This window comes from Thermomonas sp. (assembly GCF_019104945.1).
Classification (GTDB): Bacteria; Pseudomonadota; Gammaproteobacteria; order Xanthomonadales; family Xanthomonadaceae; genus Thermomonas.
Window position 1 is genome coordinate 25,060 of record NZ_JAHRWW010000047.1, and the last position, 8,222, is coordinate 33,281.

General features: G+C 57.7%; 7 protein-coding genes and 1 pseudogene. 4 read left to right on the plus strand and 4 right to left on the minus strand.

Translation table 11 applies throughout. The features are described 5' to 3' along the window. The first annotated feature begins 1 nt into the window (after position 1). Complete coding sequence (locus KUL77_RS10970) at positions 2 to 1,174, plus strand: methyl-accepting chemotaxis protein (RefSeq protein ID WP_297147008.1); 1,173 nt, start codon at positions 2 to 4, stop codon at positions 1,172 to 1,174. Between the two features lie 61 nt (positions 1,175 to 1,235). On the opposite strand, the gene crcB is transcribed toward KUL77_RS10970, so the two are convergent. The 4 genes from crcB to KUL77_RS10990 are packed head-to-tail and all read right to left on the minus strand — an operon-like array spanning position 1,236 to position 5,972. Further along, positions 1,236 to 1,640, minus strand: a complete 405-nt coding sequence (gene crcB / locus KUL77_RS10975) for a fluoride efflux transporter CrcB (RefSeq protein WP_297147012.1) — start codon at positions 1,638 to 1,640, stop codon at positions 1,236 to 1,238. Next, a complete protein-coding gene (locus KUL77_RS10980; protein WP_297147014.1) occupies positions 1,637 to 2,941 on the minus strand; it encodes a replication-associated recombination protein A in 1,305 nt (434 codons plus the stop codon). Before KUL77_RS10980 ends, crcB begins: the two co-directional genes overlap by 4 nt. Further along, complete coding sequence (gene lolA, locus KUL77_RS10985) at positions 2,941 to 3,558, minus strand: outer membrane lipoprotein chaperone LolA (protein ID WP_297147017.1); 618 nt, start codon at positions 3,556 to 3,558, stop codon at positions 2,941 to 2,943. The genes KUL77_RS10980 and lolA overlap by 1 nt, the downstream gene beginning before the upstream one ends. 59 nt (positions 3,559 to 3,617) lie before the next feature. Next, positions 3,618 to 5,972 (minus strand): DNA translocase FtsK, encoded by a 2,355-nt coding sequence (locus tag KUL77_RS10990; protein ID WP_297147026.1) that lies wholly within the window; start codon positions 5,970 to 5,972, stop codon positions 3,618 to 3,620. Between the two features lie 227 nt (positions 5,973 to 6,199). Between KUL77_RS10990 and trxB the strand changes: the two genes are divergently transcribed. The 3 genes and pseudogenes from trxB to KUL77_RS11005 all read left to right on the plus strand — a co-directional run bounded on the left by trxB (position 6,200) and on the right by KUL77_RS11005 (position 7,776). Next, on the plus strand, positions 6,200 to 7,153 hold the full coding sequence (trxB, locus tag KUL77_RS10995) for a thioredoxin-disulfide reductase (RefSeq protein WP_297147020.1): 954 nt from the start codon (positions 6,200 to 6,202) through the stop codon (positions 7,151 to 7,153). 84 nt (positions 7,154 to 7,237) lie between these two features. After that, complete coding sequence (locus KUL77_RS11000; protein WP_343231549.1) at positions 7,238 to 7,495, plus strand: antitoxin of toxin-antitoxin stability system; 258 nt, start codon at positions 7,238 to 7,240, stop codon at positions 7,493 to 7,495. After that, positions 7,492 to 7,776, plus strand: a pseudogene (locus tag KUL77_RS11005) (type II toxin-antitoxin system RelE/ParE family toxin). The gene KUL77_RS11000 and the pseudogene KUL77_RS11005 overlap by 4 nt, the downstream one beginning before the upstream one ends. Positions 7,777 to 8,222: the final 446 nt, after the last annotated feature.

Genomic DNA, 8,222 nt, shown 5'->3' on the forward strand with positions numbered 1-8,222 from the left:
GATGGAATCCAAAGTCCTGCTACGCATCGCCGCCCCCTTCGTTCTGATGCTGGTATTGCTACTCGGCGAAGCCCTCGACTGGCCGCTCTACGCCCGTATCGCGCTAATTGTTGCATCGGCTGCTGCATGGGTCGCCGTGGTGTTTCGCGGCCTACCTAGCAAGGCCGACACGCAAGCCCTGCAAAATCATGCACAGCTGCTTGGTGAACTGCGCGGCTTTGTGGGTAACGAGATCAACGGCACACGCGGCGAAATCGAGCGCACCCGTGTTCTTATCAAAGAATCTGTCAACAAGCTCGGCGCAAGCTTTGACGCGGTCAACCGCAAATCACGCGAACAAAGTGGCGTAGTGGCGCGTTTGGTGGAGCGCACCGGCGATGACAGTGGCTCGATCGACATCACTCGGTTCGCCCAGCAAGCCACCCAGCAAATGGAACAGCTGGTGGAAGCTATGGAACAAGCCAGCAGCCAGAGCGGCGTAACGGTGAGCCATATTGACGCAATGGCCACCCACCTCGACGGTATTTTCTCGCTGCTGGAAGACGTGAAATCCATTGCCGATCAAACCAACCTACTGGCGCTGAACGCCGCCATCGAAGCGGCGCGTGCGGGCGAAGCAGGCCGCGGCTTTGCGGTGGTCGCCGATGAAGTGCGCAACCTGTCTGAGCGCAGCACCGCGTTCAACGAGCAGATCCGCAAACTGGCGCATAGTGCGAAAGAATCCATCGCGAAGGTGCGTGACACCGTTTCGCAGACAGCCTCACGTGACCTCGACCGCGCCCGCAGCGCACGCGGCGAAGCCGCTTCAATGATGGATCGCGTGGAAGGCATCCACCGTAGCTTGGGTAACGGCATGCGCGACATCGCCGACTGCGGCCGCGCCATCGACGGCTCGGTGGCCGAAGCCGTGCGTTCGCTACAGTTTGAAGATATTGCAACGCAGGCCTTGGGTTCTGCTACAACGCATATGCAGCGTTTGGAACAGATCAATACCGAAGCCCTCACCCTGCATGACCTGCTGCGTGGCAGCCACGGTTTCCAAGACCCAGAAATGCGCAAGGCGTTGGCCAATATGAGCAACCGCATCACGCAAATGCGTGGTGAGTGGGAGCGCCCGCCGCATAAGCCGGTGATGCAAGAGTCGATGAGTGCTGGCAGCGTCGAATTGTTCTAAGCACATCGCGTCTCATAAAAAAACCGGCCTCGTGCCGGTTTTTTTATGTCTCAAAGAGTGCTTACATCGGTGGGCGTATCCACGCCGAACTACGCGCACCAAGCCACACCAACGCCAGCCCAAGCACGAGCGTTGTCGCCAAATAGCCAAGCATCAACGCATTACGGTCGGTGCGCGCAAACAGCAGGCATTCCAGCATCAGCGATGAGTACGTGGTGAGCCCACCTAACACCCCCACAATCAAAAACGCACGCCAGTACAGTGCATGCGAACCGCGTCCTTCCAGCCACACGGCCAAAAAGCCAATGGCGAACGAACCAATCATATTGGCCGCGAGCGTTCCCCACGGAATGCCTTCGCCCAAACGCCGCAACAGCGCCCCACCCAGCCAAAACCGCCCCGCCGCACCCAGTGCGCCGCCGCACATCACTAAGATCAGCTGCTGCCACCAAAGCCCGGCCATCACCCCTTCCCCGCTTCTTGATCCCAGCGTTTTAACTGCGCGAGCTTCTCAGCAATTTTGATCTCAAGGCCGCGTGGCACCGGCTGATACCAACCGGGCTCGCTCAGCTCATCTGGGAAATAGGTTTCGCCCGCCGCATAAGCATTGGGTTCATCATGCGCATAGCGGTACTCATGCCCATAGCCCAATTCTTTCATCAGCTTGGTGGGGGCATTACGCAAGTGCACAGGCACCTCACGGCTCTTGTCCTGCTTCACGAAGGCGCGGGCTTGGTTATAGGCGTTGTAGCCCGCATTACTTTTTGCGGCAACGGCTAAATAGATCACCGCCTGCGCCAGTGCGAGCTCCCCCTCGGGGCTTCCCAAGCGTTCATAGGTCAGGGCTGCATCGTTGGCGATCTGCATGGCTCTTGGATCGGCAAGACCGATATCCTCCCACGCCATGCGCACAATGCGCCGCGATAAATAACGCGGGTCAGCGCCGCCGTCCAACATGCGTGTGAGCCAATACAGCGCCGCATCGGGATGCGAGCCGCGTACCGACTTATGCAGAGCTGAAATTTGGTCATAAAAATTGTCGCCACCTTTGTCAAAGCGCCGACTGTTTAAGGTCAATGCGTTCTGCACAAACGCTGCATCAATATGCGTAATGCCCGCCGCGCTCGCCGCGGTTTGACACTGTTCAAGCAGATTCAACAATCGGCGCGCATCGCCATCGGCATAGCCAATAAGCGTGTCACTGGCCAATGGATCGAACGCCAAGCCATGTAGTGCTTTTTCTTGAGCGCGCCGCAGAAGTTGCTGCAACTCCTCTTCGCTAAGCGACTTCAGCACATACACCTGTGCGCGCGAGAGCAAAGCAGAGTTCACTTCAAACGATGGGTTTTCGGTGGTGGCACCAATGAACGTCACCAGCCCGCTTTCGGCATAAGGAAGTAACGCGTCTTGCTGGGCCTTGTTGAAGCGGTGAATTTCATCCACGAATAAAATCGTGTGCTTGCCTAGACTGAGGTTTTGTTGGGCCTGCTCCATCGCAGCGCGAATATCTTTTACCCCAGAGAACACCGCAGAAAGCGCGATAAACTCACACTTGAACGCTGTCGCCGTGAGCCGCGCCAGTGTGGTCTTCCCCACCCCTGGCGGCCCCCAGAAGATCATGGAGTGCGGCTTGCCCGACTGGAACGACAGCCGCAGCGGCTTGCCCTCGCCCAATAAATGCGACTGCCCGATCACCTCATCCAATGTCGTTGGACGCAAGGCTTCCGCCAATGGAACAGCAGGATCGCGGGCAAACAGATCAGGCATTATTGACCAATCACATCAACGCCTTTGGGCGGGGTAAACGTAAACACAGCTTTATTGAAGGCCGGGTTGCGCTGCAAGTGGCTAAACACAATTACGGTACGTTGCCCTAAGGCATCGGTATAGTCGAGCTGCGCAAGCTGATTATTCGAAAATCCAAGCCGTGCGCGCTTAAACGCCGCTTCCGCCGCACGCGGCGCAATGTCCAGCCACTCCATTCCTGCATTTGTACCGGCTTCTTTTACGTTGAAGTCGCGGTCCAACCGCGCAGGCTCAAGCAAGATGGCCAGCGGGCTATTGGCCTCTTCTGCACCTTGCGGGCGCTTACTCACTTGGCTTAAATCCGGGTCATACACCCATACGGTTTTGCCGTCGGCCACGATGAGCTGCTCATAGGGTGTCACATATTCCCAGCGGAACAAGCGCGGCGCCGAAACCGCCACGCGTCCACTCGTATTTTCTTTGGGCTTGCCCTGCGCGCTAAAGACCTGTTGGCTGAACTGTCCATCCAAGCCTTTGAGGCCATGCGTAAAGGCGTTGAGCTGATCGCGCGCGCCTGCGTAGGCCCCGCTTGTCGCCAGCATCAATGCAGCACCCATAATCGACACGACATAGTTCATTCGAATTCTCCTGCGGGGGTGTAGGCAGTGTTGCGCAAGAATGCTGAATGCGCCCCGCATCATATCCGTGGTGGCGGCGGTGCCAACACGGTGCGGTCACCATTGTGCTCGGGTGTGCTCACAATACCTGCCGCCTCCATCGCTTCCACCAAACGCGCGGCACGGTTATAGCCAATTTTCAATCGCCGCTGTACGCCCGAAATTGAAGCGCGGCGGGTTTCCGTCACGATTTGCACCGCCTGATCGTACAGTGGGTCGGCTTCAGGATCATCGCTTGTAGCCGCTTCTGGAAGCCCGGTTGCGCCCACCACGGTGCCGTCATACAGGGTCTGCGCCTCTTCCAAAACGCCCTCGATGTAATCCGGCCCACCACCAATTTGTTTGAGGTGCTCAACAACACGATGCACTTCATCATCGGACACAAACGCGCCATGCACACGCTCGGGCATGGAGGTTCCAGGCGGCATGTACAACATATCGCCATTCCCCAACAACGCCTCGGCGCCGCTTTGGTCAAGAATCGTGCGGCTATCAATTTTGCTCGACACTTGGAACGCAATACGCGTGGGGATATTGGCTTTGATCAGGCCAGTAATCACATCCACCGACGGGCGCTGAGTGGCGAGAATGAGATGGATCCCCGCCGCACGCGCTTTCTGCGCTAAACGTGCAATGAGCTCTTCTACCTTTTTACCGACGATCATCATCATGTCGGCAAATTCGTCGATAAACACCACGATGAACGGCAGCGGTTCTAGCGTGGGTGGTGCTTCGCTCACATCCGGGTTCGGCTTAAACAGCGGATCGAGCAGTGGTTGCCCCGCCTCGATGCTATCGCGTACTTTTTTATTGAAGCCTGCCAAATTACGCACACCCACCGCGCTCATCAGCTTGTAGCGACGCTCCATTTCGGCCACGCACCAACGCAGGCCGTTGGCAGCCTCTTTCATATCCGTCACCACCGGTGCCAGCAGGTGCGGGATGCCTTGATAGACAGACAGCTCCAACATCTTCGGGTCGATCATCAGCACCCGCACGTCCTTCGCCGAGGCTTTGTAAAGCAGCGAAAGCACCATCGCATTGACCGCCACCGACTTACCCGACCCCGTTGTACCGGCCACCAGCAAGTGCGGCATACGCGCCAAATCAGCCACGATGGGCTTGCCCGCGATGTCTTTACCTAACGCCAGCGTGAGCGCACTGGAAGACTTGTCGTACTCTTTTGAACGCAGCAGCTCCGAGAGATAAATCATCTCGCGCTTGGTGTTCGGCGTTTCCAAACCGATCACCGATTTGCCCGGAATCACGTCCACCACGCGCACCGATTTCACCGACAGGCCGCGCGCGATGTCTTTATCCAAAGACGAAATTTGGCTGACTTTAATTCCCGGTGCGGGCTCAATTTCAAACCGCGTGATCACCGGCCCCGGATAGGCCCCCACCACCTGGGCATCGATACGAAAATCTTTGAGCTTGAACTCGATCTGCCGCGATAGCGTTTCCAGAGTCTGCGCGTCATATCCCTTGGGCTGCGGTTTCGGATCGTCAAGCAGTGCAAGCGGCGGAATGCCGGTGCCATCGTCCACATGGAACAGTGGAATTTGCTGCTCGCGCTTGGCGCGGTCACTTTTTTCCACCGTCGGCGCGGCGGGCGGCTCGATTTTGACCTTCTCACGGCGTAGCTGATTTTTGCTGTCGGCTTTACGCGCTTCTTCGCGCTCTTCACGCAGTGCCCGCGCCTCGCTCCATTCCGTTGCCTGTTTCGCTCCCTGCCGCGCACCACGATTGAGCATGCCCGGTAGCGCTAAAACCCACGCACCGATACGATCCATCACCGCCAGCCAAGACAGCCCCGTGGCCAGCGTGACCGAAATTAAGAACAGGCTTACCAAAAATAGATTAGCCCCCATCGCGCCCACGCCATATTGCAGCGAGCGCCCGGCCAGCGTGCCTAAAATGCCGCCTGCGCTTGCTGAAAATTGGTTGGCAGGCACTTGCTGCAGGTATAGCAGCCCGCAGCTAGCGATCAAAAAACCAACGATACCAAGCAGCCGTAACGCAGGGCCAAGATCGGCTTTGCCATCGCCATCGCTATCCATTCCAAACAGCGCAATCCAAGCGATCACCCCCAGCATGATGGGCAGCAAAAACGCCACATAGCCGGTAAGGAACAGCAAGAAACTGGCGATCCACGCACCACCAACTCCGCCCCAATTATGCAGTGGTGCCAACAGGCTAGATTCGCGATCCCAACCTGGATCGGCAGGAGAATAGGTAAATAGGCAGACCAGTAAATAGAACAAAAACGGCGCGATCGCAATCAAGGCAAAATCGCGCCACATACGGTGACGCTGCGGGCTTACGCCTGCATCGCTACCGCTGGCCTTCGATACTGCCTTTCGGTCGTTTTTCACCGCATCGCTTACCGCTTTCGCCACCTACGATTAAACCTCAAGAAACATCCCCAGACCATTGATAATACTTCAAAACAACCCAAACTGCAGGGCTTCTTTCTCGCACAAAGATACGGCAAAACAGCGCGAATCACAGCATTCTATTCGGTAAGGCTTGTATCCCTGCAGCGCACCCCCCAAGCTAGTGGTATCTGCACTGTGTGCGACATTTTAAGCTGAAGCCACTTATGACCACCTCTCGCCATATTCCTCTTGTCATCCTCGGTTCCGGCCCCGCCGGATGGACTGCCGCCGTGTATGCGGCCCGCGCCAACCTCAAGCCTGTGGTCATCACCGGCATGCAAATGGGTGGCCAGTTGATGACCACCACCGAAGTTGATAACTGGCCGGGCGACGCGCACGGGCTGATGGGCCCAGACCTCATGACCCGCATGCAGGCGCACGCCGAGCGCTTCAATACCGAGGTCGTGTTCGACCATATCCACACCGCCGACCTGTCGCAGCGGCCGTTCCGCCTCACTGGTGACTCGGGTGAATACACCTGCGATGCGCTCATCATCGCTACCGGTGCCACCGCCAAATACCTCGGCATTCCTTCTGAAGAAGCCTTCAAAGGCCGCGGCGTATCGGCCTGCGCCACCTGCGACGGGTTCTTCTACAAAGATCAAGATGTCGCCGTGATCGGCGGCGGTAATACGGCCGTGGAAGAAGCACTCTACCTTTCCAACATTGCGCGCAAGGTCTATCTGGTGCACCGCCGCGACACCCTGCGCGCGGAAAAGATCATGCAAGACAAGCTCTTTGCCAAGGTGGAAGCAGGCAAGATCGTGCCGGTGTGGCACCACACTGTGGACGAAGTGCTGGGCAACGACGGCGGCGTGACCGGCATGCGCCTGAAGTCGGTGCTTGATGACAGCACCCAAGAGATCGACGTGCATGGCTTCTTCGTTGCCATCGGCCATAGCCCGAACACGGAACTATTCAAAGGCCAACTGGAAATGAAAAACGGCTACCTGAAAATTCAAACAGGTCTAGAGGGCAACGCCACCCAAACCAGCATCCCTGGTGTCTTTGCCGCAGGCGACGTGGCCGACCAAGTGTATCGCCAAGCCATCACCTCCGCCGGGTTCGGCTGCATGGCCGCACTAGATGCCGAGCGTTTTCTTGATGCGGGGCATTAAGCGTACGTGCGATACTGACAACGTATATACTTCGTCAGTATATTCGTAAAAGAGTGCACCATGTCGAAAGAAGCCGTGTTCACGATGAAGCTGGAACCGGAGCTGCGCGCCGACTTCATGGCCGAGGTGGCTGGCGAAGATCGGCCAGCATCTCAAGTCGTGCGCGAGCTGATGCGCGGCTACATCGAACAGCGCCGCCAGGCCCGCGAATATGACGACTACTTGCGGCGCAAGGTCGAAGCTGGCCGCGCCTCGATGCGGGCCGGTATTGGTCGGCCGAATGATGATGTTGAAGCTGCGTTCGCTACCCGGCGCAACCAGGTAGCGACAAGCCAAGCGTGATCGTTGTCTGAACGCCAGAGGCAGAGCAAGACCGCTCCGACATTTGGGACTACATCGCGGCCGACAATACCGATGCGGCCGTCTACATGGACAAGCTTTTCAGTGAGGCGGCCGCAAAGCTGGCCTCTCATCCGAAGGTGGGCAGGCCGGGCAAGATTTCAGGCACTCGTGAGCTGATACCGCATGAAAGCTATAGGCTGGTGTACGAGATCGACGGGAACACGGTTTGGGTGTTAACCCTGGTGCATACCGCCCGCCAGTGGCCGCCAATTAAGGTGTGAGACACTGGCTCACTCCCACTCCATCATCAACAGGCCACCCAAACCCGCGTGGATAAAGGGATTGGCTGTGATCGACATGAGGCCTTACCGTCGCTTTTACCGTCACCCGGCAAGACCTTTGTCTGGCCCGGAAGATGGAGAGATTTTAGGGGCGACGACTCTGGCAACACCATCGTCAATCGGCCTCTAGAGTAACGCAAAACGACGTCTTTCCCATCTTCACTTCGCCGTGGACCCTGCCCCCCCTGCATGCCCTCAATTCTTGGGGTCCCTATGACACGGCATCATTCAGTCGAGGCTCCGCTAGATCGCGACTAGGCCCATGAGCAAGGTCAGACCTTCGTCATTGAATGCCCCATGTTGGGCCCCTGCCCCAGATGCTCAGCGCCTCGGATTGCGGCCTCGGGGAACAGATTCTGCGCAACGATCGCCGTGCGCGCCGCTGC